This window comes from Burkholderia vietnamiensis LMG 10929, from assembly GCF_000959445.1.
GTDB lineage: Bacteria > Pseudomonadota > Gammaproteobacteria > Burkholderiales > Burkholderiaceae > Burkholderia > Burkholderia vietnamiensis.
This window is the reverse complement of record NZ_CP009632.1, coordinates 44074-67894: the sequence shown is the minus strand read 5'-3', so window position 1 is coordinate 67894 and position 23821 is coordinate 44074. Positions and strand designations below refer to the sequence as shown.

Sequence of the window (23821 nt, the reverse complement as noted above, 5' to 3'; positions counted from 1 at the left end):
CGCTAGCAAAAAAAGACTGAGGCCATCTACCCGCCGCGAGATGGCCAGAGAAGCAGTAGCGAGCCGGGGTGTGTCGATCCGGCTTGCATGCGAGGCATTTGGCATAAGCCAAACGTGCTACCGCTATGAGCGGCAGCGCAATGCGGAGAACGAACAGATTACCGACCGACCCAACCTTGACGCTTCAATTTCTCGTACAAAGCTGCGGCGAGTGCGTATGCTTCGTCCGCAACTTCGTCTTTTTTAATCGTTCGGCCATTGGCCGCATATCCCGAAACCAATGCAGCCATGGCCTGCTTGGATGCTTCGACCAAGAATTCACCTTGTTGCTTGAGGGTATCAACAGCCATTTTCTTATCTCTCTTTCGGCGTCCAGCCGGTCGGGGCGCTTTGGCGCCTATTGTGTTTCGAAACCGCGTCGTTACCGTTTTCCGTTACAGGTCGTACTTGCCGCGCAGTTCTACAATCCGCTCCAACCGCGCATGGTGTGTCGAACGGGCGTCAATTGAAACTTCCGCGAGATTCACCTTCCCGCACGCGACCGACGTCTCCCATTCGGTCGTTCGCCGAACAAGATCGACCAGCTCGCGCAGTTCGCACTTCATCATGTCGAACACCATCGCGTCCTCCGTTTCCCATTTCGTAGACAGACCGGCCCCGATCACGGGCCGGCGATCTTTCGCGGGCGTACGGCCCATGCCGCGAGCGTAAGTCCGGTGATACCTAGAAGGACGGTCAGCAGAAGACCGTTAGGCCAGCCAAGCGGGCGCATCAAAGCGGGACTCCAGGCATGTACCGTGAAAAAGGCGGTGACCTGCAGACTTGCCAGGGTGACAGTCACGGCCAGCAATGCCGCAGAGATTTCACGGGCGGAACGCCGCAGGTCCCAACGGGCAAGCGCACTCAACACTAGTGCCGGTAACAGAAAGACGGCAGAGCTGCCCCACGTGGCCCAGGCGTCCACTTTTTTCCACAAGGTTGCATAGCCGATGCTGTGGGCCGTAAAGGTTGCGAAAATTAGCAAGGTCGAGCTAACCGCCCCCCGCAACGTGAAGGCCCGCTCGGGCTGGGTCGAGCGTGAAAAATAGACCGTCGCGCTTGGTGCGAAGAAGAGCAGCACGTAGACTGCAAGATTCAAAGCCACCACGAACACATACGCTGGTACTGCCAACACGTCCCGCAGCGGAGCTGAGATTGCGCACGTAACTGCAAACACTGTGAGCGCAAACCATCTCACCCAGCGCCATCCACGAAACAGTCCAACGGCAATAACCGCGGTCAGCGGGATCTGAATGCAGTTCCACGCCCATTGAGTTGCGACGGTAGACGCGCTGCCCGGATAGAGCGGGAACTTGCCGATGTAAGCCTCCGCGTCGTACGCGCGAAACATAGTCATCACGGAGGTCAGGAACAGGTATGCCACGCCTGTAACGATCGCCGGCCGTCTTACGGACCTTGCTACATTAATCGATGTCATTTCATTGTTGCCGAGCCCCTGCGGACGCCAGCGTTTTCCTATCTCGTTACGCGGGGTAATCAGGCGGAACGACAATGCCCGCGTCCGTCGCACACCGAACAAACAAAGAAGGATCCAAGTCCGTTCCTCGTGCGATCGCGTCGGGCACTTCGTGAAAAGCATCCGCAATTGCATAAATGCGTTCTACTTGCTCGTCGGCGACATTTGATCTCATCATCGCAGCTGCCAGCAAGCGAATCTGGATCAGCGCTCGATGGGTCGCTATCAACTCGGCCTGCTGCTTTTTATTCACCTGTTTTCCCGTATTGCCCGCGCATCGAGCGCGAGCGTTTTCGTCACGATGTTTTCCGATTTTCCTTGGTGTCGGCCGGGCCGACACTTACCCTTGCTGTCTAGTCGGCTCTATCCAATGCCGCGCACGAGCTAATTCACCAACGTTTGATCGCACGTAGGTTCGAAGGCTCCCGACTGGATCGGCATCGTCCCACGCCGAAAGCTCTTGTCGAAATGGCAATCTGTCATCGCTATCGACGCTCGGCCTCCAAAGCTTAGGCTGCGCTCCCGAGTGAGCCTCTGTTACTTCGATTTTCGCCACAGCGTATCCCGGCCCAAGATGCACAACGATGGACTTCAATCGTCCCGACACCGCCAAGATTTGAGCCAGGACTAGATCGAGTTGGTAACCGGCCAACTCGGAAATCGGCACGAGCTTCGAATTTTCGATCGGCGGCCCGCCTGCAATGGCTTCCCAATGTAGCGGATGTGATACCGCTACGTGGTAATCCATATTGCTACTCTTGTCGGTCATATATGCCTCTTTTATTCCGCAAAGACTTCCTGCAAGGTCCGCAGGGTATCCAACAACGTTTTATCGGCAACTGCACCCTCTTTCTTAACCAAGCGCACCTTGTCCACTGCGCGAATCTGATCCAGAAGGATCAAACCATGTTTGCGCTTGAACGTAACCGGAATCCGAAACGGCACTGGACGCCCCTTGGAAGTCATCGGCGCGACGATGACAGTGCGCAAGTGGTCGTGCATTTCGGGAGGTGAAACGACCACACAGGGGCGCGTCTTTTGAATCTCGCTACCAAGCGTCGGATCGAGTGCGACCAACCAGACTTCCCCGCGCATCACCATGCAAGCTCCGCGTCATCGGCGTTCGAAAACTCGCCCATAACCAGCGCATCGTCGCCGCTCTCGGCCAGAGCCTTGCTTGCTTCCGCCCACCCCTCACGGGCTTTGTGCTTCGGGCGGCGCAGAACAATCGCGTCGTTCTCGACCTCCATTTCCACTTCGCTCTCCAGCCCGAGTTGCGCAAGGACGGGCTTCGGAATCAGCACGCCCTGCGAGTTACCCATTCTGCGAATCGTCGTCTTCATGACATACCCCTAAAGTAATAACAATGTTACACCGTGCGTTCGCAGCAGTCAACACAATGTTATTACAGTGGGCGTACGTTGCCCCGTCCGCCACACAGCGCCGCGATGGCGTGTGGAGCGGCCCCACGTATCAGAGGACACGAGGACTCTCTTAAAATAAGGGATAGTCTTGTGCCTATCAGTAAGCCTAGTCATTACGTGGAAAGCATCGAAATTCTGACCGAGCCGGAGCGCCGTCGTCGGCGCACGGCGCAAGAAAAAATCGCCATCGTGCAGGAAACATTGGAGCCGGGAGCGTCGGTGTCGGCCGTTGCACGTCGGCACGGCGTCAACGCCAACCAAGTGTTCGGCTGGCGCAAGCAATACCAGGAAGGCAGTCTGGCGGCGGTGAAGGCAGGCGAAACCGTTGTGCCGGCATCTGAGCTGGCCGCCGCCATCAAGGAACTGCAACGGCTACTCGGGAAGAAGACGCTGGAGGTCGAAATCCTGAAAGAAGCCGTGGAATGGGGCCGTTCATAAAACCTGATTGCGCGCTCGCCCTTGCTGCCGGGGGACGACCGATGAAGACGGTCTGCGAAGTTCTCGGCGTGGCGCGCTCTGCCGTGGCGGTGAAGCGAGTTCGCTCGTCCGACTGGCGCGATGGTCGCCGTGCCCGCGTGACCAACGATGCCGGGCTGGTCGAGGAGATTCAGGCCCATGTGGCGCACCTTCCCACCTACGGCTACCGCCGTGTCTGGGCGCTGCTGCGCCGCAGTCGGGAGCAGAGCGGTGCGCCGTGCATCAACGTCAAGCGCGTGTATCGGGTCATGCGGGAGCATCAGTTGCTACTGCGCCGCCCCGGCGTGCGGCAAGACAAGCGGCGGCATGACGGTCGCGTTGCCGTGGACCGCAGCAACACCCGCTGGTGCTCCGATGGCTTCGAGTTCCGGTGCGACGATGGTACGCCGCTGCGCGTGACGTTTGCGCTGGACTGCTGCGACCGCGAGGCGATTAGCTGGGCAGCAACGACCGGCGGGCATAGCGGTGATGTGGTGCGCGACGTGATGCTGGCCGCCGTCGAACAGCGCTTCGGCACCACGCAGGCCGCGCAGTCCATCGAATGGCTGACGGACAACGGCTCGGCCTACATCGACCACCGCACGCGCAGCTTCGCTCGCGAACTGGGTCTTGAGCCGCTGACCACACCGGTCCGTTCGCCGCAGAGCAATGGCATGGCGGAATCGTTCGTGAAGACCATGAAGCACAATTACGTCGCCTATATGGACAAGCCCGACGCACCAACGGCGCTCTCGCGTCTGGCTATCGCGTTCGAACACTACAATGAGCGCCACCCGCACAAAGCCCTGAAATACCGCTCGCCTCGCGAGTTCAGGCGTAATGCGGTGTCATCAACCTAACGGTGTCCGTGTGTCCTCAGTTACAGGGGCAACTCCAGCGAGGCCGTTGACGCGCACGTTGCAGAACTGGTTTGTCGTGGCGTCGATCAAGCGTTTATGGACGAGTATTTCGCGTCCCTGAACGCGTTGTTGCCAGTACACCTGCGGTCAACGGACGCCTCCTCCTGACACGGGGCGAGGTGCTGAGGCGTCTTGCTCGTGAGTCGAACGCAGGTATTCCGCAATTTCTCGAGCCGTGTCACGTGCACTGCGCATCACACCAATGAGCGTGGCCGAAGCAGCACCGCACCATTCGCCATAGCCGACCAGCCACAAGCGCGGCTCGTCTTTGGCGCGCGTTCCATCCGTCCTCACCAGCCCATCAGCGTCGCGGATCTGCAGTGCATCGAGATGGCCAAGCGAGGGACGGAAACCAGTGCACCAGATCACGGCGTCGACGTGGGAGCGTGAACCATCTGCCCATACGACTCCGTCTGCATCGAAGTGCGAGAACGGCCGCACAGTGTGCAGCACGCCTCGCGTACGTGCGTCTCGTACCGGTGGCACCATGACGACATCGCCCAAGCCGCCCACCGGAACCCCCGTCGCCTGACCGTCACGGAGTGCTTTCCATTTGGCGGTCGCGCGTTCGAACAGGATCCGGCCGTCGACATCATCGGGCAGAAACACCGGCTCGTGCAATGTCACCCATGTGGCGCTGCACACCGTCGATACCTCCGCCAGGATTTGCGCACCGGAGTTGCCGCCGCCGACGACCAGCACGGCAAGTCCGCTTAAATCGTCCGGATTGCGATACTGCGCCGAATGAATCTGGCGACCGCGAAACATTTCGCGTCCGGGATAGTCCGGGATATAGGGGGCGCTCCAGGTGCCGGTCGCGCTCACGACTGCTTGGGCCAGCCACTCACCGCGATCCGTGGTGACAAGCAAACCCTCGCTGGTGCGAGAAACGGCTTCGACATGAACGGGGCGCTGAACCGGGAGGTGGTAACGACGCTCGTAATTCGCCAGATAGTCGACGACGTGGTTGCGCGACGGGTACGTGCTATGCGAGATCGGCATCTGCCAGCCCGGAAGTGAACTCCATTCCGCTGGCGAGAACAGGTGCAGGGACTCCCACGTATGTCGCCAAGCGCCGCCGGGTGCGCTCTGGTCATCTAGCACGACGTAGTCGATCCCCGCGCGGCGCAGGAAGTATGCGGTGGCGAGTCCGGCTTGACCGCCACCGATCACCACGACGTCAACGTACATTCGCATGTGTTTCCTTCCTATTTTCTAGCTCGGATCCTGCGTGCTACCGTGGGCATTGAGCATCAATGCCGCAATCAGCCCCGCCCTTCACTAGCAGCGCTTCCGGGATCACCTCGTAGCTCGCGCCTTCGACCTCCACAGTGCGGCATTCCGCATCGCCGCAGACTGCGCAGCAACGGCTACTGCCGACTGTGCCGTTCAGCCATGCTTCCATCGGCTTTCCGGCGATCCAGATACGATTGGACTCCGCAGGGTTGGTCTTGAAGGCCGCTTCGTCGATCTCACGCGTTTCCAGGACGGGTTCGATGCCGACCGGCGCCAGGATCTCGCGGAGTTGTCGGGTTGCCCAGTTCACTTCGTCGCCGGTGCCGGCGCAACGCGGGCAGGTCTTGCCGCTGGTGACGAGTCGTTGCCACAGAATCGGAAGCGCTTTCATCGCGTTGCTCCTTCGGGATGCTACGTGATTACCCGTTCCAGGTCGGCTGCCCCGACCGGGGCCTCGGCGAGCCACGGGATCAGCGCGGTTCGCGGCGCCAGGTTGTCCGCTACTCGGCGCACGAACGGCACCTCGTACGTACCGCGCTGACATAGCAGTGGATCGGCCGTGCCACCGGCCAGCAGCGACTGGTTGATGACCCACGCGTACGGCGCAATACCTGCGCGCGCACGGTCGGCGCTCAGGCGTTCCGCTTCGTGAACCGGGGTGGCTTCCGGCAGCGTGACAATCAGGATTCGGGTGTAGTCCGGATCCCGCAAGCGGGGCAGCAACTGACGAAACGGCTCCGGCATGTCGCCCTGCGTGCGCATCACTCGCGGTGATAGGCCTCGGCCGCATCGAGCAGCAGAATGGTGTGGCCGGCCGCGTCACGCGCTTCTTGCCCGCACTTTCCGCTTCCGCAAAGATCATTTGCCGTTTCATCGTCGTGGACTCGTTCCGTGAACTTTGTTCTACAACGTCCTCGGCTGCGTCAGCGATGACCACCGAGGCGGAGAAATCAGTGTTTCCATATGACTTGGGTAGCCAACGTCCAATGCGACCTGGGTCACAGGGTGCCCTCCACTCAAACGCTCGATGGCTGTGAGCAGGCAGACCTGCTGGCGCCACTCGGCAAAGCTCACTCCGGTCTGCGCACGGAAAAGCCGGGTATCCGTGCGTCAGGTCTCGCAGACAATGGCCGAAAGCATCATTGGTATGACTTGCTGAACGACTGCCGTGCTGCCTGCTTGCCGTAATTGTGCTTCGACAGACTCGCTCGAACCGAACACCACCGCGCCATAGATGGGACTCGAAGAAGTCTTACCATTCCCGTGTCTGAAGGTCGGGTCGCCAGGTTGGTATCCGAATACTGCGCGAACGCGTAGGCCATATACAGTTAGATTCGTCCCGTGCGTGGGGCGAAACGCATTGACTGAGTTCGCCTCGACGCGAATCGGGGTGGGGTCGATCAAATGACTATTGATGAGATTGGCGATAAACGTGTGCGCATTGGATTTGCAGGCAAACTGCTCATCAATCGTGCTCGCGAACCCTGACGTCGGGAAAACTCCGGCGCTCAGTACGACGGCCGAAATCAAGTGGATGAGAAGGGAGTTTTTCATGGCGTCAACGGGAAAAACATTCGGCTTGATACCGGAACTTCGCAACGCGTATAAATTACCACATACGTTGATGAAATAATGCCGCGTTCTTCGCTGTATTGCATTTCGTTTCTTGAAAAAATCCGAACTGGCGGGTCACCCAAGGAAACACTGATTTATCCGTCTCGGTGGTCATCGCTGACGCAGCCGAGGACGTTGTAGAACATAGTTCACGGAACGAGTCCATGACGATGAAACGGCAAATGAGCTTTGCGGAAGCGGAAAGTGTGGCCAGCGGCGTCAGCGTTTCCTGGACGAGATGGAGAAGCTGGTGCCGTGGTCGCGGTTGCTGACGGCAATCGAGCCGTATTACCCAAAAGGAGCGCGCGGGCGCCCGCCGATCGGTCTGGAGCGGATGCTTCGAATCTACTTCCTGCAGCAGTGGTACAGCCTGTCGGACGAAGGGCTGGAGGATGCGCTGTACGACAGCATCGCGATGCGGGCGCTTGCCGGGATTGATCTGGCCATCGAGAACGTGCCGGATGCAACCACGCTGCTGAAGTTCCGGCGCCTGCTTCTCGAACATGACCTGACGCGCAAGCTGTTCGACGAGATTGGCGTCTCGTTGTGCGAACGCGGGCTGATGATGAAGGAAGGCACGCTGGTCGATGCAACGATCATCGAAGCGCCGCCGTCGACCAAGAACGACGAGAAGTGTCGCGATCCGGACATGCACCAAACGAAGAAAGGCAACGAGTGGTACTTCGGCGTGAAGGCGCACATCGGCGTCGATGCCAATTCGGGGCTGGTTCACAGCGTGGTCGGCACATCCGCCAACGTGTCGGATGTTTCGCAAGCGCACGCGCTGTTGCACGGCCACGAGCAATAAGCATTCGGCGATGCGGGCTACATCGGCGTGGACAAGCGCGATGAAATGAAGAGCAAGTCGGTGAAGTGGCGCGTGGGGGCCAAGCGAGCAAAAATCAAGGCGATGCGCGACGGTGCGCTGAAGGATCTGGTAATCGCACTGGAGCGAACCAAGGCGCAAATCCGCGCGCGGGTCGAGCATCCGTTTCATGTCGTCAAGAACCTGTTCCGTCATCGCAAGGTGCGCTACAAGGGGCTGTTCAAGAACACCGCGCAACTGTTCAGTCTGTTCGTCTTGGCGAATCTTGTGATCGCGCGAAACCGGCTGCGGTCGATTCATGGGGGCAATCCGTCATGCATGTGAGAAATGCGGGAAATTAAGCACATCTTCGGGTCAAACTTCTCCGAACGGGCGACGCTTCGCTTCGGCATGCAGCCATGCCACGCCTGCGTTACCGACAACCTCGCGTGATCGTCTATTAATCAGTGTTTCCCTAAACGGTGCGTGAATGTAGTTAAGACTCCGGCCGTTCTATCTTTTCAAACCGTCGAAGCCAATCTGCCATTAATCCCATGCCGAAGCAAGCCGATTTATTTCTCGATGCATCAGGGATTGGTTCACATCGACCGGTTCAACGGAAACCACGATTGGCAGGCGCATGCGCCCCCCAACCGTCCATCAAAGATCTCGACGCGTCACAAACTAGAATGACTGCCAGCTCGCAGCGCTTTCATTGGCAACGACTGCGGCCTCGGTTTTGCGTTGAACCGTCTTTCGCACAGCCGGCTTCGGGCGCGGCTGGACCTCTGCCGCGCGCTCCGTTGGGCTGGCCGCGACCGCCATCCCGTCCGGCAGGCGGAAGATCGAAACCAGTTCGCGCAACGCGTTCGACTGTGATGCCATCGACTGCGCCGCAGCGGATGCCTCCTCCACGAGCGCGGCGTTCTGTTGCGTGACCTCGTCCATCTGCATGACCGCCTGGTTGACCTGCTCGATGCCGGTATGCTGCTCGACCGACGCCGACGCAATTTCGCCCATGAGGTCGGTGACGCGCTTTACCGCGACGACGACCTCGTTCATCGTGGCGCCGGCGTTGTCGACGAGAGACGTGCCGGCCTCCACTTTGGCCACCGACTGACTGATCAGCTCCTTGATCTCCTTGGCCGCCGAAGCGCTTCGCTGCGCAAGCGCGCGCACTTCGCTCGCCACCACGGCGAAGCCGCGACCTTGCTCGCCGGCCCGGGCTGCCTCAACGGCCGCGTTCAGTGCGAGGATGTTCGTCTGGAAGGCGATGCCCTCGATGACGGCGATAATTTCAGCGACCTTTGCCGAGCTGTCGGAAATGTCGTGCATCGTGTCGACGACCTTCGCCACCACCTGCCCGCCTCGGACCGCGACCTCAGAAGCATTGCCGGCAAGCGTGTTCCCCTGCCGCGCGTTTTCCGTGTTCTGTTTGACCGTCGCCGTCAACTGCTCCATGCTGGCCGCAGTTTCCTCGAGCGAGGCCGCCTGCTCCTCGGTACGCTGGCTGAGATCGGTGTTGCCGGCAGCAATCTGCGCCGAGCCCGACGCGATGCTTTCGCTGCTCGAGCGCACGCGACTCACCACGTCCAGCAGCCGCGCATTCATATTCCTCATCGCGAGCAGAAGCTGACTCGTCTCGTCGCGACCGGATACTTCGATATTGGACGTCAGATCGCCGCGCGCGACCGTCTCCGCGATGCCGACTGCGCGACCGAGCGGTGTGACGATGGAACGGGTAATCAACCATGCGACAGCGACCGACAGCAGCAGCGCCGTGCCGCACAACACACCGGTCAACAGGAGCGTCGAGTGATAGTTGGTTGCCGCTTCGGCCGTCGCGACGCCAGCGCCCGCGCGATTCAACTTTACTTCTTGCTCGATCAGATCTAGCAGGCTGTTGAAATTGGATACGGTGTAAACGAGCCCTGAGGGCGGTGCGTTAGAGATATCGTGTTCATGATCTTGGGCAGACGAGAGCGATGCGCGGAATGGACGAGATGCAAGAACCGCTGTTCACGACGGTAAAGCTGGAAGATTTTGTTCCGGCCGATCACCCATTGAGGCCGCTTCGACTGCTGGTCAATCAAGCGCTGAAGCGACTCAATGGGCTGTTCAGCACGATCTATGCAGACAGCGGTCGAGCATCGATTGCGCCCGAGAAACTGCTGCGTGCGCTGCTGTTGCAAGTGTTTTACTCGGTGCGTAGCGAGCGCATGCTGATGGAACAAATGCGCTACAACTTGCTGTTCCGTTGGTTCGTCGGGCTGGCGATTGAAGACGCCGTCTGGGATCACTCGGTGTTCTCGAAGAACCGCGATCGTTTGCTCGAGCACGAAGTGGTCGAAGCGTTCTTTACCGAAGTCATGAGCTTGGCCGACAAGCAAGGGCTGCTGTCTAGAGAACACTTCTCGGTCGATGGCACGCTGATCCAGGCGTGGGCCAGCCACAAGAGCTTCCGACCCAAGGACGGTTCGGACGATCCACCGGCCGGCGGTGGCCGCAATGCCGACACCGACTGGAAAGGCAAGCGGCGCAGCAACGACACGCACGAATCGAGTACCGATCCGGATGCGCGTCTGTTCCGAAAGGGGCGGCAAAGCGGAGCCATCCTTTGTTATCAGGGGCACATCCTGATGGAGAACCGCTCGGGCTTGGTGGTCGGCGCAGTGGTCAGCCACGCTGACGGTTTCGGCGAACGTGTAAGTGCATTGCGCCTGCTCGACTGTGTGCCGGGTCGTCACGCCAAGACGCTCGGCGCCGACAAGGGTTACGACATGCGCGACTTTGTCCGGGATTGCCGGGCTCGCAAAGTGACGCCACACGTCGCGCGCAACGACACGCATCAAGGCGGCAGCGCGATCGACGGCCGCACTTCGCGACACGCCGGCTATGGCATCAGCCAAGTCATTCGCAAGCGCATCGAAGAGCACTTCGGCTGGGGCAAGACCGTCGGCAGGATTCGACAGACTGCGTATCGCGGCATCAAACGGGTCGACCAGCACTTCAAACTGACGATGCTGGCGAGCAACCTGACTCGAATGGCTCGAATACTGGCAGTGGTGCCACAAGGAGCGGCGCGATGAGCCGCCCAAGCGCTGCCGTTGCGCGGCAACGCGCCGGCCGACCCGCTCACCAGCGGGGCATCCGGCACGATCCGTCTGAAACTCAGCAGCCAATCGCATACGAAACCCTTTTAAACCGCGTTCCGGTCGTCAAAACGAGGCGCTTTTCAACAGCCTGCTAGCGCCTGCGCGAACAACGTTGCAGCCTCACCCGTTGCGAGCGATCTGGCCGCAGCCAATCCGGCATCGCCCGCTTCCGACAGCGTCAGAAGTTTAGCGTCGGATGCCAGGAATGCGTCCCAGGCCCTACTCAGATTGTCGAAACGTTGCCGCTCCTCAGGCGAAGACACGCGCTTCTCATAACTTGCCATCGCGACTTTCACGGATGCCAACGTTGCATCATGCTGACTACGCTGGCTGTTCTTCGCCGAAGCCTCACTTTCCAGCACCGATCGGAGGCTGGCGCGTCGGACACCGTTGGCGAGCGCCCGGATTTCGCCCAATGTCTGAACGCTGACGAGCCAGTTGTCGGCGATCTCCCGGGTGCCCTCATAAATTCGTGACGCCTGCAACGCGGCGAGTCCGCCCGTCACCATCAGTAGCAACAACGTGATGCCAAAACCCACTCTGAGGCGAGTTCCAATGCGCAGGTTAACTAAATACCTCATAAGTACATCTCCAGTTTGACATTCCATATAACGACTCGCGCTCACCAATCTGACCAGTGATCAGGCGCAAAATCGACGCATCCGATCGCCATCAAAATCACTGCAGTTGCGCCCGGTATTCCGGGTCGCCTGGCGACTTCCTTCGACCGGCGATGGGTCCGCGAGACGCATTCGGCACGCAGCCTTGCCAGGCAAAGGAAGCGCCATCGGCTATCTCTGTCCTTGCCCCTCCGATGTGGAATTCCGTCCGCGCTCGAATATCTCGGCAGCGCCGAGCAGCTCTCCGAGCTTGCCGGACCGCCCGGTAAGGGCCGCTTTCATACCGAGCTCGAGCGGCAGTTCCTCTGCGAACTCATCCTGTTGCCGGCCGTAGACGACATGCAATAGCGAAAGCATGCCGGTCAGGTACGCGGTCTGTGCGAAGGCCGTCTCGTTCGGGGACTCGAAGAGCGCGACGTCCAGCATGAAGGAAGCACGTTGTCTGGCTAGCGCGATCAGCGGATCTCGACAGACCGTCTCGGGATCGGGATGGTTGTAGAGCAGCAGGCTGCACCACTGGAATAGCCGTGTAGTGCCAATCGCAGCGAGTGCGTGATGCAGCGAAGCGATGGCCGTGCGCTTCGGGTTCACGTTGCCGGAGCAGTTGGCGAGGCGCAGAACCTGCGCCACCAGCACCGGCATGTCGGATAGCGCGTGAATGACGCGATGATCGCCAGCGTCTTCGATCAGCAGGTTGAGCAGATTCAACAACTGTCCCAGATCAGGTACCAGACGGCGTGCTTCCATCACCTGCGGCCTGCTGAAGTAAAAGCCCTGAACCATGTCGCAGCCGCTGCCAATTGCAGCATGCCACTGCTCGTGGCTATCGATCTTCTCGGCAACCACGATCTTGCCGGCGCGTTTCAAATCGCCCACCATCGCGCGCGCGCTCGGCGCGTCGAATGCCGGCCACTCGAGCTTGACGATGTCGACTGCCGGTAGAAACGCCACGATGTCCGGCGTGAGCTTCGCGACATCGTCGAGTGCCACGCGAAAGCCGGCTGCGCGCAATGCATTGCAGCGCTTTTTCAGCGACTCGTCGAGTTCACACGATTCGAGGACTTCGAGCACGAATCGCGGACCGGTCAAGATCTGGGGCACATCGGAGTGCAGGAAATGCGACGTGCAATTCAAGTACCCGTCGAGGCCAGCGAGCACCGTATCGAGGCCCAACGCACCCACGGTACGCTCGACGACATGTGCGGTGCTGCCGAAGCCGTCGACGATTTCGGCGGTGGCAGTGTGGCCGTTCCTGAACAGCAGTTCATAGGCGACGGTCCGGCCGTCCCGGTCGATGATAGGCTGGCGTGCGACGAACGTCGACGTACCCTGATTTAATACCCGTTGCCAAGCCTCCATCATTCCCTGATTCCCCGTTTTTTTGTCTCTTGTTGCTGTCGCTAGATGCGCTGCGCGGTTCCTACAACATAACCGAGCCGATGGCCGGTTCGAAGCGTTACGGCACGCACCACATGTACGAAATATTTTGGACCGCCGCCGGTTGCCAGGCATCCAGGCACAAGCCGTCCGCGCTCCTCGAGCGACTTACTCGCGCAGACGAAAGGAGGCGATCGTCGCCGCTTCCGTCAACTGCATAAGACGACCGCCGAAGCGCCGCCCTTACGGTTTCTTTGGGCGTATCGCGCGCCGGCGTCCCTCCATCCTCCACATCGGCCCGATTCCCGTCCCCATCGCATCAGATGCCGACAGCCATGGACGTCATGCTCTTCTTCCGCGCGACTACTATGTCGGCAAATTGCAAGTTAACTGTAATTTATGCGTTTGCCAACGGGGAGATTTTTCGCAGCATGAGGGAGTATTTCGGCTGACTTGCGCTGCTGCGGACGCATCGCTATGCGAGCGGGCCGGGCGAGCTGATCCAAGCTGCGAGCCCGCTTCGAGCGGCGGCGCGATATTCATACTGCGTGGCTCACGCTTGCTGTCATCAGCATTTGCGCCCGCTTCGCGAATGCCTCGTGTAAGCGGATATTAATTTGATTAACGAAGCTCACTATGCCGACCGCGACAATGCACCTTTGCTAGAAACAGAAGGAATCCCGCTCTGCCCGCAAAAGCCACCGCCACCGCGCGATCGATCACCAGCGACACGACGTCTGCGGCACGGTCAAAGGCCCGTCCTGCGCGGCACAGAAACAACGAGTTTGATTACATCACCCAATCACGCGCGTCAATTAATATTCGACCATACATTTGACTCTAATCAATCCTGGTGCAGCTTTTGCTATGATGCGGCGCGGGCTCTGAAATATGCGCCCGTTTCCACTCCGCCTGGCAGATCAAAAAGAAATCGATGTCCCGAAATTTGAAGTTCGCAACCCGCAGCTTACGGGCGGCGGCGTCCATGGTTCTGACGCCCATTGGGGTTATCGGTTGCGCGGGGCTGCTGTGGCTGTGCACATGCGTGTTCTTTGCCGCGATGCTGCTCGCGGCTCGCGAAGACGCCTACGACAGCGAAGTGAGACACGCACGCCAACTGGGGACCGCGCTTGAGCGCGACATTCTGCGAAGCATCGAGCTTTACGAGCTGTCGCTGAGCGCCGCGGCACAGGGCGCCACAAATCCGCGCGTCATGTCGTTGCCCGTCGATCTTCGAAACCCGGTGCTCTTCGACCGAGCCGCCACGGCAAAATACCTTGGCCCGATTTCAGTGCTGGATACCAATGGGAAACTTCAGGTGAATTCCAGCAGCGCCCCGGCGAATAGAGTGGACTGGTCCGAATTGCCGCTTTTTCGGATCCACAAGGAAAAAATCGATTCCGGCTTGTATATCAGCTTGCCGTATCCGTCCGAATTTCCTCCGCATGAGAAAGTCATCGCACTGAGCCGCCGTATTAACGGACCGAACGGATCGTTGACTGGTGTCGTCGTCGGGCGATTGAGCATCGATTATTTCAATCATTTGTTTGACGGACTCTCGGTAGGACGTGACGAGACCATCTTCGTCATGACAACCAATGGCACGCTGATCACGCGCCTTCCATATAACCGTGACGTCGTCGGAAAGAATCTTCAGGGTTCCGCAGTTCTTTCCGGCCTGTTGCGCCGCTCGTCCGACGCTGTCTCCGGAATCTCGCGCATCGACGGCGTGCATCGACTGTATGTCTACAGGCGCCTCCCCGGATTGCCTTTCGTCATTGCAGTAGGCCCCGCCTGGGAGGTCGTATTCGCCGGCTGGCGCACCCGCGCCGAATGGCTTACCGGATTCATGGCGCTGTTCTCTGTCGTCATCTGGGCGGGCGCACTGTTGCTGGCTCGCGAGCTTCGCCGACGCCAGCGCGCCGAATGCGACCTACAGCGACTGGCACGTCGAGATGCGCTGACCGGGCTCGAGAACCGCGGGGCGTTCGACGAAATGTTGAGTCAGGAATGGGCGAACACACTGCGCACGGGAAGGCATCTGTCACTGCTCTTTATCGACATCGACCGATTCAAGTCCTACAACGATCATTACGGCCACCAATCCGGCGATCAGGCGTTGAAGGCTGTCGCTCATTGCATATCCGCATGCGTTTCCCGCCCGTCCGATCATGTGGCACGTTACGGCGGCGAGGAGTTTGTCGTGATTCTCCCGGAGACCGACGTCGAGGGCGCCGCTGCGGTCGCGGAGAAGATTCGCCAGGCGATCCATGACATGCATGTCGCCCATGTGAAAAGTGGCTTCGGCTACGTCACGGCCAGCATTGGTGTCTCGTCGTCTGCCCATCCTGCCGTCCACGACGGAGACGCGCTGATTCGCGTGGCGGACCTGGCGGTGTACGAAGCCAAATCCCGGGGTAGAAATCGCGTCTGCATCGCAGGGGAAGCGATTGCGTCGGCACCCGAGGCGGCATTGAACTGACTGTTCCTCACTGAAGCACCCGCTGTCGCGTCAGCAGTACCCCATCCCGGCAACATCCGGCGTTCGAGCTTCGTGGCAGTCAGATGACTACGGATGGGATCCTGAAGCGCGTATCGCACCGTGGGAAAACAGAGCACCTGCGCTAGAAATTGACCAACGGAACAGCCAATTATGTTGACATTTATCAAACTAAGCACCTACAGTTAAATCTCGGCATGTTTTATACGATGGCATGTTGGATATGCGAGTTCTCTATATCAAACCGAGGCCATAAGACGTCGTATTCCACGATTACACGGTGAATATAGCTGACGTGTCGGGTTGCAGCTCACGTCCGAAAAAACGCAACGAGGGTTGAGCATGAAGAAGGTACTTCTCGCGGAACGTCATGCGATTACGCGTGACGGCATTCGGTATATCCTTCAAGAAACCGGGGAGTACCAAGTCGCTCGCGAGTTGTCTGATGGCGACGCACTGATTGCGACAGTCCAAGATGAAACATTCGACATTGCGATCGTCGACCTCATTAGTATAGGTGCGCGCTCCATCGAATTGATCAGCCAAGTCGTATCCTACACCCCAATGATGCGAGTTCTTGCACTATGCAGCACGGCCGAGCCGACTTATGCAAAGTCCGTGTTTAGTGCTGGGGCATCCGGCTTCCTCACCAAAGACAGCACGGCGGGCGAATTGGTCAGAGCGGTGCATTCGGTGCTCGCCGGGCATAGGTACATGAGCGCACAAGTCGCAGAGCGCATGGTCCGTACGATTGATATTCCTCCCGATGCGCAGTTGCACGCGCGCCTGACTGCCCGAGAGAAGGCCGTACTCGAAGGACTAGCATGCGGCGACGGTATATCGGAAATTGCTAGCCGTCTCGGCATCAACGCAAAGACGGTCAGTACATATAAAGCACGCCTACTTAAAAAACTTGAACTCCGCACTGAAGCAGCATTGATTCGGTACGCACTCGAGCATCAAATTGTCGATCCAGACTGAGCGCGTCGGTTTTTAGCCAGCCTTTCGGTTCGAAACTCTCGATGACCTCGCGGAGTCGATCTTTCGGCCAATCATTCGCGTCACGTGAGCGTCGTGCACCATCCACACTGCACCAGCCCTGAAAAGGGATGAACTCATAGCACACGAGTGAGAAACAATTGACCCACCTGCGCAAGGTGAATCAAATCCTTGACGAAAATTTCAAGGGTGGTTTTTGTCAGGATTGGGCGTCTTCGAACCAAAGCATTGGACCATAAGGCCTCGCGCTGTTCCCGATCTCGCCATACGCCACCACTACGGCGATCCCAGGGTGGAAGCGAACTTGGCTTGATCAAAGAGCTGCGGCGTCAGGGCCCGTATCTACCCAGCGCGAAGCGTCCGGGTATACCGGAATCTCGGCAGCGACGGAACCGTGGCCAGCGCTCCGCTGTAGGCTCACCGCCCCACAGACGGTGTTCATCCTTTCCCATATTCCGATTGCCAGCGGTGCTCTCACCCGATAGCACGAAAACAGAAGGGACCGCGCCGATGCTCACGTTTGCCCGACTGACGCCCTGCGGTCACCACACGGCAAATGTCAATTGATGCGAAGGTGGCGGCGCAATATCGTCCGGACGATGTGTGGATAATCGGGTGCGCGGCGAGTATCCGGAGTTAATGGGGTGGTCCACTCCACCTTAGGCGCGGTACGCTTTGCAGGGTCACTGCTGAATCAGGAAGCGGTTGCGATTCTTGACGTCCCTGATCCACGCCGGCGCACGTCCACGACCTGACCAGGTCGCGCCGGTCTTCGGATCGCGATACTTTGCTTCGACTGGCACATTCGCCTGCTTTGCAGACCGACCGCGGCGTGTGCCAAAGATGTCCTTCTCGGTAATGCCGTATTCTGCGACCTTGCTGCGGATGTCGTCGATGACAGCTTGGAACTCGGCTACGCGGGCAGCTTCCGCTTTTTGAGCCAGCGCCTCCATTTGGGCTTTCAACTCTTTGTATGTGGCCATGTTTCCCTCCTCTAGTGGCATCGCGAACATGATAGCCGGTTTGCATTGAAGCAGGTGGCGAGCTATCGGTTTGCTAAACTAAATAGCGCCTAAGAAGGAATTCGACATGCACCACTTCGTCGATCGACTTGTTCACCAGCCCATTCACCGGTCGCCGCCTATTTAACGAACTGCACATTCCACTGTATGACCGGGCGCAGAGTCACACTTGGGTTGGAGAATTTGCTTGCTAGCGAAACCCACGTGGCGAGCAGCGTTTCAAGGCCCTGTCCAGATGCGGCCAGTTGTCGTGCTCGAACATCATCGCACGACTCTGCAGCCCTGCTGGAACTGCGTCAGAACGTCGACGGGCTCTCAGTTGTGGTGAGGCTTGAGCATGAGCAGAAAGCTGAATCTCAATTTGGCCCTGTCGCGTGTCCGTCTTCGCGGGGCCGGCCCCCGGGTAATCCCCCCGTTTTCCACGGGGTTCAGAAGTAGAAACTAAGCGGCCATGGCCAGCCGCTGCTTTGGCGTAAATCCGCCCAAGGCCATGTTCTGGCGGTCATGATTGTAAGTCCACGTCCAATCGGTCGCGAAGCGCTGCACATGGTCCAAGTCTTCCCAGTGGTACTGTGACAGCCATTCGTACCGCACGGGCCGGTTGAATCGTTCGACATACGCGTTCTGCTGCGGCTTGCCCGGCTGAATGTAGTCGAGCCTGATGTCGTACTGTCGGGCCCGCTCGATGATCGCCGCGCTCAGGTACTCGGGCCCGTTATCGCACCGAATCGCCTTGGGTCTGCCGCGCCAACCGATGATCTGCCGCCGCGCCCGGATCACGCGTTCCGATGGCAACGAGAAGTCGATCTCGATGCCGAGTGCCTCGCGGTTGAAGTCGTCGATCACGTTGAACAGCCGGATGCTGCGTCCGTCGGCCAGTTGGTCGTGCATGAAGTCCATCGACCAGACCTGGTTGACGGCACGCGGCACCGCCAGCGGCTCCGGTACCTGCCTGACCAGTCGCTTGCGCGGCTTGATCCGCAGGTTCAGTTCCAGTTCGCGATAGATCCGGTACACGCGCTTGTCGTCTAATTGGTCAACAGCACCGATCCACTGTGGTCTTTGTCGTCTTCGTAGTCGCGCTTTTCACACGCTACAACGTGCAGCCAGACGTCGCGCCCGATCCTATGTGATTCACGCTATCCCCATGAGAGGTAGCAAAGCGAGTCTCGGAATCGAGTTCGGCGACGAACTCAGTTTGATCGGAGTCGATGACAACAGCCCCCCCTCACTTAACGGCCGACCGGGGGAGCAGGGTCTTTATACAGTTGTCCCGTCCTCCACATACTCAGCATAACGGTTGATAGCTTTCGAGCCAGTGCGACAACCGCCTTCTTGTATCCCTTTTTTTGACGAATCATGCCAGCCCAACGTGCCAAGCTGGTTTCGGTTCCATAGCGTGATAGCAAGCATGACGCTGCCTCGTACAAGAGCGATCGCGTCTGCCGGTTTCCCTGCTTGGAAATCGCCCCGTTTCTGTCGACATCACCGGACTGGTATTTCCTCGGAGTCAGGCCAAGATAGGCACCGACGTCGGTCACGCGGCGGAAGCGTGCCGGATCGCCAATTGCAGTCTTGTAGGATAAAGCTGTTAACGCACCAACGCCCGGAATCGACATCAGCATTCTGCACACGGGATCCTGCGCAGCTCGTTTCTCGAGCATTCTGCTGCACGCCCTAATTTGCAGACTCACGTGCCGCCACGTATCCAGTAGCATGAGGATCACGGACTTCACTGCCTCGACGGAGGGATCTGCTGCGAGGACCTCGCGTCGGAAGACATCATTCCTACCGGGCGAAAGCACTACGCCGAATGTCTTCAGCAAACCACGAATCTGATTGTTGATCGAAACCCGCACTCTCACAAGCCGGTCACGCGCGGAGATCAGCAGTCGTTCGTTGTGGCACTCGAGACTTTTGACAAAGGTAGGCCGATACCACCCTGAGCGAACCAGGTTGGCAATACCACGTGCATCGTTCCGGTCCGTCTTGTTCAACTGCACCGTGAGCGCGGAATGCACATGACGCGCATGGATACAATCGATGTCGAGATTCAGCTTCCGCAACGAATGATAAAGCCACACGGCCAACGGGCCTGTCTCCATACCAACCTTGGCGTGGCTGCAACCTTTGGCTTCGAGAAAAGCTCTGATCATTTCCGGTCGCGTATCGACCGTGCCATGACAAACCGTCTTCCCATCGTCGTCGACTACACAGACTGCCGTTTTTCGCTGTGCAACATCAAGTCCAACGTACGTATTCATGGCCTTCCCCATCGCGGTGATCGGAGCACAAAATTACCGCATGTGATTCCAGCCAAAGCCCTTCACGTTTCGCCGGTACAGGAGCACAGCCCGAAGCCCCAGTTCCGATGGTTGTCCGTCAGGCGCAGCAGCCAGTTCGCAATCTCGTCGTTCTCGGCGCTGCGCCGACCGACGTACCGATAACAGGCCTGGCTGATCCCAAATGCCTCACATGCCAGCCGGGTAAGCGACTCAGCCGGGCCGTTTCCCCGTTCACGCGCGCGTAGGGCATGATGGTGATGGCGTGGTGGAGTTCGTGTAGATCACGGGGGATCGTGTCCGCGATCGGCGATCGTGGACACGATCCATCCAAATCTATCCAGATCTACCCGGTTGAAGGTGTGGGCGGGGCGGCCAGCTTCAGCTTGTCTGCCACATTCCAGGGCAGCAATTCGTCGATGCGGGAGATCTTGTGATCAGCGATGTGGGTCAGGACGTATTCCAGATAGGCACGCGGGTTGATGCCGTTCAGCTTGCACGTCCCGATCAAGCTATACATCGCAGCGGCTCGCTCGCCCCCGCTGTCGGAGCCGACGAACAGATAATTTTTGCGTCCGAGCGCGACACAGCGCAGGGCATTCTCGGCGAGGACGTTACTGATCTCCGCTCGACCGTCCTCGCAGTAGAACACGAGCGCCGCCCAGTGGTTCAGCGAGTAGTTTATCGCCTTGGCGAGCGCGGACTTCGTCGACAGTGTCGTGAGTTTCGCCCTGATCGTCGCTTCTAACTTCGCGAGCAACGGCTTGGTCTTTTCCTGTCTCACGCGCAAACGCTCCTCAGGCGCCTTGCCGCGGATGTCGGCTTCGATGCTGTAGAGCTCGCCGATCATCTCGAGCAGCTGCTGGGTATCCGGAGTCGGCGTGCGCGCGTGAACATCGTAGATGTACCGTCTCGCGTGATCCCAGCATGCCGCTTCGTGGATTTCGCCGCTCGCAAACAGTTGATCGAACCCGGCGTATGCATCGGCCTGCAGGATACCGTGGAATGCGGCGAGCCGGGTTTGCGGGTGGACGCCCTTACGGTCCGAGGAGAAGTCGAACCATACCGCGGCTGGGTCGATCGAGCCGGAGCGGCGATCGTCTCGCACGTACACCCAGAAGCGACCGGTCACCGTTTTGCCGTTTCCGGGCGCGAGCACCGCGACCGGCGTGTCGTCGACGTGGACCTTTCCGGGAACCAGCGCGTAGCGCTGGATCGCTTCAACGAGCGGCACGCAGAGCTCGGCAATCTGCCCAAGCCAGCGGCCCATGCTTCCGCGATCCAGCGTCACGCCGTCACGTGCCGCGATTTCCGATTGGCGATACAGAGGCTGATGATCGGCGAACTTCGACATCGCAATATCGGCCAGCAAGCTCGGATGGGCGATGCCGTGCTCGATCGGCAGGCTGGGCATCGCGGGCTGTTCGATGTGACCGCAATCAGGGCAACACAGTTTATGGCGGATCGTGCGCATCACTTTGAACGCGGCCGCCACGCGCGCCAGTTGCTCGGATACATCCTCGCCGAGCCACTGCATCGTCGTCGCGCACTTTGGGCAGGCTGGATCCGGCTTGAGTTCGATTTCGTCGCGGGGCAAGTGCGGTGGCAGTGGCTCTCGCGTGGGCGCCCGACCGGGCGGTGCCGTCGACGTCGACGTCTTGTCTCGGTGCCCTCGCGTCTCTGCAGCCCCCTGGCCGGCCGTCAGGTCTTCCAGTTGCGCCTCGAGCTTATCGATCTGCCGGGCCAGTTTCTCGGACTTGCTCCCGAAGTACATTCGCCTGAGCTTGTCGGTCTGTGCCTTCAGACGCTCGATTTCGTCGTCGCGAGCAGCGATCTCCCGCACCATGTTTGCGATCGAAGCTTGCTGTTCAAGCAGCGACGCCTGCTGCGCGAGCACCAGGGCCTGGAGCTCAGCGACGGTGGCAGGAAGCGGCGCATCTTTGGACATGCGCCGCAGTTTACGAGCCTTCGATGCGGTTTACAACATCGACAGAGCGGCGGTGCGGCGTGGCTGCCGCCAATCGATGCCCTCGAGCAGCATCGACAGTTGAGCGCTCGTCAGATGGACCTTTCCGCCGTCGGCCTGGGGCCAAATAAACCGGCCTCGCTCCAATCGCTTTGCGAGCAGCCAGAGTCCGTCGTCGGTCGCCCAAAGCAGTTTCACGAGATCGCCGCGACGGCCGCGGAAGATGAACACGTGGCCGCCCAGCGGATTCTCTTCGAGCGCCGTCTGCACCTTCGCGGCCAGGCCCTTGAACCCGCAACGCATATCGGTCACGCCGGCCGCCAGCCAGATACGCGTACCTGCCGGCAGCGAGATCACTTCAGGCATTCCTGCAGGAACGCTTCGGCGCGCTCGGCAGACAGGCCGCGAATCTTCACGCGCCGCTTGCCGATCTCCACCTCGATCTCGCACACGGGCGTCGACATCGGTACGCTGCTCATCGCTCCCGATGCTACCGTCGGCTCCGGCGCCCGCAGTACCAATGCCGTGTCGATCACATCGACGCTCAGCAGTTCCGTGCTTGGCACGCTCGGCGCAACATCCAGTGCAGGGACGACCAGCTTGCCTTCACGATATTGCTTGCGCCAACCGAATACCACGTTGGCGTTGATGTCGTGTCGACGCGCAACAATCGACACCGACATACCCGGCTCCAACGTCTCCCTGATCACCTGCTGCTTGAATTCTTGCGCGTACGTGCGATGGGGATGGGCACGGTTCCCTGCGTTCGACATGGTTGACTGGCTCCGTCAATCTAAACGCGCCCATCATGCTTTGGAAAACTCAGCATCGGGAAACGGTCCGGCCGAGCCGCTTACCCAGCCGGATCGATATGCCCCGGCTGGACACGGCATGCATGGCGATCTCACACCGGCGAGATGGCCTCAGTCTTTTTTTGCGAGGGCCTCCGCCACGATCTCGGCCTTGATCTTCTCCTCGACGTACATCTTGCGCAGCCGGGCATTCTCGGCCTCCAACTCCTTCATCCGCGCGATCAAAGAGACGTCCATGCCACCGTACTTCGAGCGCCATTTGTAGAACGTTGCCGTGCTGATGCCCAGTTCCCGGCACAGGTCCGGCACCGACAGCCCCGACTCCACGCGCTTGAGCGCGTCCATGATCTGGCTGTCCGTGAATCTCGATTTTTTCGCGCTGTAGAACACCCTCAACGAGAAAATTCTACTTCTGATCACACCGGTCTTTCGGGGGGATTACCCAGACGGCCCGTCTGCGAGGTCGGTTTATGTCACCAACTGGATAGGCATGTGTTTCGTTGGTCGCCATGCCGCGCGCCTAGCCGGAGAGAAACACAACGTCGCATGCCCCTCCTCATTGATCAGCGCCTCCAATTTCTTCGAACTGGCGGTCGCGGCGGCCATCAGCCTGTTCAGTTTCAAATCTGACGCTGCGCTGGCCACGTTGGTTGGTGTGCTGATCGAGGTGCCGATGATACTGGTGGTCGTGAAAATCGTGAATGCATCAAACGGCTGGTATGAGCGCGCCTGACTGCATGATGCGCCGCGCGAGCGTCGCGGATCTCGACGCCATCCGGGCGCGGCTCAAAGCGTGCCGATTACACACCAGCGATCTGCCTGCGGCCAGCATCGGTGGACTTCATCTCGCCGCCCACGGTACGATGATCGTGGGGGTTGCCGCGCTCGAGCAGGCCCGCGATGGGCGCTCGCGCTCGCGGATGGACCGGACGGAGCTGTCAGGATGTTCAGCGTCCATGTGCAATTGAGACCAAGCTCAAGCGTGGGTACGGTCACTTCCATACGTGAAGCGGACGCTGGGGCGGCCATGGACGCTCGTTGGCGAACGGCACCTAATGGTTGTACCAAACGCCGCGTGTCCACCACCGGCGTACTTGGCTTAAGTCAAAAACGGTCC

General features: G+C 59.4%; 22 protein-coding genes and 8 pseudogenes. 8 read left to right on the top strand and 22 right to left on the bottom strand.

The genetic code is table 11. The annotated features are described in order from the left end of the window. Positions 1 to 7: 7 nt before the first annotated feature. A pseudogene (locus AK36_RS34415) lies at positions 8 to 166 on the top strand (IS3 family transposase); the annotation flags it as partial. Here the strand turns inward: AK36_RS34415 and AK36_RS33385 are convergent. The 6 genes from AK36_RS33385 to AK36_RS25235 form a co-directional block, all read right to left on the bottom strand. Further along, positions 159 to 350, bottom strand: a complete 192-nt coding sequence (locus AK36_RS33385) for a hypothetical protein (protein ID WP_124259719.1) — start codon at positions 348 to 350, stop codon at positions 159 to 161. The pseudogene AK36_RS34415 and the gene AK36_RS33385 sit on opposite strands and share 8 nt — an antisense overlap. 84 nt (positions 351 to 434) lie before the next feature. Beyond that, positions 435 to 620, bottom strand: a complete 186-nt coding sequence (locus AK36_RS25250) for a hypothetical protein (RefSeq protein ID WP_043292729.1) — start codon at positions 618 to 620, stop codon at positions 435 to 437. Between the two features lie 41 nt (positions 621 to 661). Further along, complete coding sequence (locus tag AK36_RS25245) at positions 662 to 1552, bottom strand: hypothetical protein (protein ID WP_144410678.1); 891 nt, start codon at positions 1550 to 1552, stop codon at positions 662 to 664. Further along, on the bottom strand, positions 1524 to 1769 hold the full coding sequence (locus tag AK36_RS33380; protein ID WP_131754457.1) for a hypothetical protein: 246 nt from the start codon (positions 1767 to 1769) through the stop codon (positions 1524 to 1526). Before AK36_RS33380 ends, AK36_RS25245 begins: the two co-directional genes overlap by 29 nt. A gap of 527 nt (positions 1770 to 2296) precedes the next feature. Further along, complete coding sequence (locus tag AK36_RS25240; protein WP_011879712.1) at positions 2297 to 2617, bottom strand: type II toxin-antitoxin system PemK/MazF family toxin; 321 nt, start codon at positions 2615 to 2617, stop codon at positions 2297 to 2299. Beyond that, on the bottom strand, positions 2611 to 2859 hold the full coding sequence (locus tag AK36_RS25235; RefSeq protein ID WP_045579168.1) for an AbrB/MazE/SpoVT family DNA-binding domain-containing protein: 249 nt from the start codon (positions 2857 to 2859) through the stop codon (positions 2611 to 2613). Before AK36_RS25235 ends, AK36_RS25240 begins: the two co-directional genes overlap by 7 nt. Before the next feature lie 207 nt (positions 2860 to 3066). On the opposite strand from AK36_RS25235, the gene AK36_RS25225 reads away from it, so the two are divergent. Further along, a protein-coding gene (locus AK36_RS25225; RefSeq protein WP_155744937.1) for an IS3 family transposase occupies positions 3067 to 4256 on the top strand; the annotation gives its coding sequence in 2 pieces (ribosomal slippage) (positions 3067 to 3376 and positions 3376 to 4256; 1191 coding nt in all). Positions 4257 to 4403: 147 nt separating this feature from the next. Here AK36_RS25225 and AK36_RS25220 read toward each other — a convergent pair. The 5 genes and pseudogenes from AK36_RS25220 to AK36_RS31905 form a co-directional block, all read right to left on the bottom strand. After that, positions 4404 to 5513, bottom strand: coding sequence for an ArsO family NAD(P)H-dependent flavin-containing monooxygenase (locus tag AK36_RS25220; RefSeq protein WP_011879708.1), 1110 nt, complete (start codon positions 5511 to 5513; stop codon positions 4404 to 4406). A gap of 37 nt (positions 5514 to 5550) precedes the next feature. Next, entirely contained in the window at positions 5551 to 5943 is a 393-nt protein-coding gene (locus AK36_RS25215) for a DUF2703 domain-containing protein (RefSeq protein ID WP_011879707.1), read from the bottom strand. Positions 5944 to 5963: 20 nt separating this feature from the next. Next, complete coding sequence (locus AK36_RS25210; protein ID WP_230459693.1) at positions 5964 to 6296, bottom strand: ArsA-related P-loop ATPase; 333 nt, start codon at positions 6294 to 6296, stop codon at positions 5964 to 5966. A 222-nt stretch (positions 6297 to 6518) separates the two neighbouring features. Further along, positions 6519 to 6662 (bottom strand): annotated as a pseudogene (locus AK36_RS31910) (helix-turn-helix domain-containing protein); the annotation flags it as partial. Further along, complete coding sequence (locus AK36_RS31905; RefSeq protein WP_043292565.1) at positions 6663 to 7106, bottom strand: hypothetical protein; 444 nt, start codon at positions 7104 to 7106, stop codon at positions 6663 to 6665. A 230-nt stretch (positions 7107 to 7336) separates the two neighbouring features. Between AK36_RS31905 and AK36_RS25205 the strand changes: the two are divergent. After that, positions 7337 to 8316 (top strand): annotated as a pseudogene (locus tag AK36_RS25205) (IS5 family transposase). 339 nt (positions 8317 to 8655) lie between these two features. On the opposite strand, the pseudogene AK36_RS25200 reads toward AK36_RS25205, so the two are convergent. Continuing rightward, positions 8656 to 9879 (bottom strand): annotated as a pseudogene (locus tag AK36_RS25200) (methyl-accepting chemotaxis protein); the annotation flags it as partial. Between the two features lie 86 nt (positions 9880 to 9965). On the opposite strand from AK36_RS25200, the gene AK36_RS25195 reads away from it, so the two are divergent. Continuing rightward, positions 9966 to 11060: an IS5 family transposase gene (locus AK36_RS25195; protein ID WP_080938796.1), complete on the top strand. Its 1095-nt coding sequence runs from the start codon at positions 9966 to 9968 to the stop codon at positions 11058 to 11060. 146 nt (positions 11061 to 11206) lie between these two features. On the opposite strand, the gene AK36_RS25190 is transcribed toward AK36_RS25195, so the two are convergent. Together AK36_RS25190 and AK36_RS25185 are read right to left on the bottom strand one after the other, a co-directional pair. Beyond that, complete coding sequence (locus AK36_RS25190; RefSeq protein WP_045579528.1) at positions 11207 to 11707, bottom strand: MCP four helix bundle domain-containing protein; 501 nt, start codon at positions 11705 to 11707, stop codon at positions 11207 to 11209. Between the two features lie 210 nt (positions 11708 to 11917). Next, on the bottom strand, positions 11918 to 13108 hold the full coding sequence (locus AK36_RS25185; RefSeq protein WP_045579527.1) for an EAL and HDOD domain-containing protein: 1191 nt from the start codon (positions 13106 to 13108) through the stop codon (positions 11918 to 11920). Positions 13109 to 14108: 1000 nt separating this feature from the next. Between AK36_RS25185 and AK36_RS25180 the strand changes: the two genes are divergently transcribed. Together AK36_RS25180 and AK36_RS25175 are read left to right on the top strand one after the other, a co-directional pair. Continuing rightward, positions 14109 to 15605: a sensor domain-containing diguanylate cyclase gene (locus tag AK36_RS25180; RefSeq protein WP_224383401.1), complete on the top strand. Its 1497-nt coding sequence runs from the start codon at positions 14109 to 14111 to the stop codon at positions 15603 to 15605. 360 nt (positions 15606 to 15965) lie between these two features. Continuing rightward, on the top strand, positions 15966 to 16604 hold the full coding sequence (locus AK36_RS25175) for a LuxR C-terminal-related transcriptional regulator (RefSeq protein WP_011879700.1): 639 nt from the start codon (positions 15966 to 15968) through the stop codon (positions 16602 to 16604). 701 nt (positions 16605 to 17305) lie between these two features. Here AK36_RS25175 and AK36_RS25170 read toward each other — a convergent pair. The 8 genes and pseudogenes from AK36_RS25170 to AK36_RS25145 form a co-directional block, all read right to left on the bottom strand. Continuing rightward, positions 17306 to 17605 (bottom strand): H-NS histone family protein, encoded by a 300-nt coding sequence (locus AK36_RS25170; protein WP_011879699.1) that lies wholly within the window; start codon positions 17603 to 17605, stop codon positions 17306 to 17308. Between the two features lie 480 nt (positions 17606 to 18085). Then, positions 18086 to 18667 (bottom strand): annotated as a pseudogene (locus tag AK36_RS25165) (IS3 family transposase); the annotation flags it as partial. Positions 18668 to 18876: 209 nt separating this feature from the next. Continuing rightward, positions 18877 to 19908, bottom strand: coding sequence for an IS110 family RNA-guided transposase (locus AK36_RS31895; protein ID WP_011879697.1), 1032 nt, complete (start codon positions 19906 to 19908; stop codon positions 18877 to 18879). A gap of 36 nt (positions 19909 to 19944) precedes the next feature. After that, positions 19945 to 20129 (bottom strand): annotated as a pseudogene (locus AK36_RS34410) (IS3 family transposase); the annotation flags it as partial. Positions 20130 to 20272: 143 nt separating this feature from the next. Continuing rightward, positions 20273 to 21874: an IS66 family transposase gene (gene tnpC, locus AK36_RS25160; RefSeq protein WP_045579526.1), complete on the bottom strand. Its 1602-nt coding sequence runs from the start codon at positions 21872 to 21874 to the stop codon at positions 20273 to 20275. A 30-nt stretch (positions 21875 to 21904) separates the two neighbouring features. Beyond that, positions 21905 to 22258 carry an IS66 family insertion sequence element accessory protein TnpB gene (gene tnpB, locus AK36_RS25155; protein WP_011879695.1) on the bottom strand — a complete coding sequence of 118 codons (354 nt, stop codon included), beginning with the start codon at positions 22256 to 22258 and terminating at the stop codon, positions 21905 to 21907. Next, on the bottom strand, positions 22246 to 22665 hold the full coding sequence (locus AK36_RS34765; protein WP_011880206.1) for a transposase: 420 nt from the start codon (positions 22663 to 22665) through the stop codon (positions 22246 to 22248). Before AK36_RS34765 ends, tnpB begins: the two co-directional genes overlap by 13 nt. Before the next feature lie 85 nt (positions 22666 to 22750). Beyond that, positions 22751 to 23049 (bottom strand): annotated as a pseudogene (locus AK36_RS25145) (transposase); the annotation flags it as partial. 172 nt (positions 23050 to 23221) lie between these two features. Here AK36_RS25145 and AK36_RS31890 point away from each other — a divergent pair. Next, positions 23222 to 23437, top strand: a pseudogene (locus tag AK36_RS31890) (arsenic resistance protein); the annotation flags it as partial. Next, positions 23424 to 23672, top strand: coding sequence for a hypothetical protein (locus tag AK36_RS25140; RefSeq protein ID WP_043292563.1), 249 nt, complete (start codon positions 23424 to 23426; stop codon positions 23670 to 23672). The pseudogene AK36_RS31890 and the gene AK36_RS25140, both read left to right, overlap by 14 nt. Positions 23673 to 23821: the final 149 nt, after the last annotated feature.

Bases quoted from the DNA above. Each gene is read 5' to 3' on its own strand.
- tnpC (WP_045579526.1), bottom strand. From the start codon at position 21,874: ATGTCCAAAGATGCGCCGCTTCCTGCCACCGTCGCTGAGCTCCAGGCC.
- AK36_RS25195 (WP_080938796.1), top strand. From the start codon at position 9,966: ATGGACGAGATGCAAGAACCGCTGTTCACGACGGTAAAGCTGGAAGAT.
- AK36_RS25220 (WP_011879708.1), bottom strand. From the start codon at position 5,513: ATGCGAATGTACGTTGACGTCGTGGTGATCGGTGGCGGTCAAGCCGGA.
- AK36_RS25240 (WP_011879712.1), bottom strand. From the start codon at position 2,617: ATGGTGATGCGCGGGGAAGTCTGGTTGGTCGCACTCGATCCGACGCTT.
- AK36_RS34765 (WP_011880206.1), bottom strand. From the start codon at position 22,665: ATGTCGAACGCAGGGAACCGTGCCCATCCCCATCGCACGTACGCGCAA.
- AK36_RS25170 (WP_011879699.1), bottom strand. From the start codon at position 17,605: ATGGCCACATACAAAGAGTTGAAAGCCCAAATGGAGGCGCTGGCTCAA.
- AK36_RS25190 (WP_045579528.1), bottom strand. From the start codon at position 11,707: ATGAGGTATTTAGTTAACCTGCGCATTGGAACTCGCCTCAGAGTGGGT.
- AK36_RS25250 (WP_043292729.1), bottom strand. From the start codon at position 620: ATGGTGTTCGACATGATGAAGTGCGAACTGCGCGAGCTGGTCGATCTT.
- AK36_RS25215 (WP_011879707.1), bottom strand. From the start codon at position 5,943: ATGAAAGCGCTTCCGATTCTGTGGCAACGACTCGTCACCAGCGGCAAG.
- AK36_RS25210 (WP_230459693.1), bottom strand. From the start codon at position 6,296: ATGCCGGAGCCGTTTCGTCAGTTGCTGCCCCGCTTGCGGGATCCGGAC.
- AK36_RS25235 (WP_045579168.1), bottom strand. From the start codon at position 2,859: ATGAAGACGACGATTCGCAGAATGGGTAACTCGCAGGGCGTGCTGATT.
- tnpB (WP_011879695.1), bottom strand. From the start codon at position 22,258: ATGCCTGAAGTGATCTCGCTGCCGGCAGGTACGCGTATCTGGCTGGCG.
- AK36_RS31895 (WP_011879697.1), bottom strand. From the start codon at position 19,908: ATGAATACGTACGTTGGACTTGATGTTGCACAGCGAAAAACGGCAGTC.
- AK36_RS33385 (WP_124259719.1), bottom strand. From the start codon at position 350: ATGGCTGTTGATACCCTCAAGCAACAAGGTGAATTCTTGGTCGAAGCA.
- AK36_RS25175 (WP_011879700.1), top strand. From the start codon at position 15,966: ATGAAGAAGGTACTTCTCGCGGAACGTCATGCGATTACGCGTGACGGC.
- AK36_RS25140 (WP_043292563.1), top strand. From the start codon at position 23,424: ATGAGCGCGCCTGACTGCATGATGCGCCGCGCGAGCGTCGCGGATCTC.
- AK36_RS25180 (WP_224383401.1), top strand. From the start codon at position 14,109: ATGGTTCTGACGCCCATTGGGGTTATCGGTTGCGCGGGGCTGCTGTGG.
- AK36_RS31905 (WP_043292565.1), bottom strand. From the start codon at position 7,106: ATGAAAAACTCCCTTCTCATCCACTTGATTTCGGCCGTCGTACTGAGC.
- AK36_RS25185 (WP_045579527.1), bottom strand. From the start codon at position 13,108: ATGATGGAGGCTTGGCAACGGGTATTAAATCAGGGTACGTCGACGTTC.